Origin of the sequence: Bartonella sp. MU70NMGDW (assembly GCF_042194085.1) — a bacterium.
In the GTDB taxonomy this organism is placed as follows: Bacteria; Pseudomonadota; Alphaproteobacteria; order Rhizobiales; family Rhizobiaceae; genus Bartonella; species Bartonella grahamii.
The window spans coordinates 1-985 of the sequence record NZ_JBHIMK010000426.1; the positions used below are offsets into that span (position 1 = coordinate 1).

A 985-nucleotide genomic window follows, 5' to 3' on the forward strand; every position below is an offset into this window, starting at 1 on the left:
CATAACGATGATTCCACTCAAGGAATACTATCATTTACAGATAAAGCCTACACCATAGCAATGCAAAGAAATGAAATCGACAACAAGATAAGGGATATCTTTACGAGACGAATTAACTCATACGGGGTATACTGTTTTTGCACAAAAAACGCTAAAACATTGTACTTTTGTATACCTCAGGTTGAATAATTTTATCATCTTACCCCCTAACACCTTATAAAAAATCATGATTTTCTTTTTCTTATCATAAATTATATCCTTAACTCTTTCTTGCAATCATTTTTAAATTGTTTTTTGACTTTCTCAAGTATCGTATTAACAATATAGATTACCTTTTCATATGCATAGAAAATAACGCGGAATTTCTCCGCGTTAACAAAATTATCAAGGTGTATGGATTATTATTACTCAAACATACTCATGATTTTATAGCATAGACAACGGTTGTATTAACAGGTCGCGTTTCTGCCTCACCCGTATGGGAAAGAGTTACCTTGTGTGTATGTGTGCCAGCAGAACCTGTTGTCCCTTTCAGGGTCGCATTATAGGTAAAATAATTCGGTAGTCTCCCAATATCACCAGTTGGCCATCCAACTCCTTTATACTCAAAATTATGCGCATGCTCGCCTGCATTTTCAATGCTCCCAATATGAGTATGCGCTTTTATGCTATCTTGTTGTTCATCTGCAAATTTTCTATCACCATCTAAACCCCGACCATTATCAAAGCCGCGTAAAAACATGCCTCTAAAATCAGGAACTTTAAAAGTTTTATTGCTGTCCTTACCCCATTTATCACCTATTGCCTTGAATAACTGGGGATAATCTTCACGTTTATAGGCCTTACCATCACATAAAAGCCAACCATTTGGTACATTTTGCATAGCAAATGTTGCAATGAATCCAGCAGGAAAACTTTCTATCTTTGGTGGTGTAGGATTTAATAAATACCACCCCTCATGCTCTTTTATTAAAACACCATTATT

Annotated in this window: 1 protein-coding gene; it reads right to left on the reverse strand. The window is 35.4% G+C overall.

Going from position 1 to position 985, the window contains the following annotated elements:
- Positions 1–418: 418 nt before the first annotated feature.
- Positions 419–985, reverse strand: a 567-nt coding sequence (locus ACFIKE_RS11415; RefSeq protein WP_375650060.1) for a phage tail protein, incomplete at its 5' end; no start/stop codon positions are given.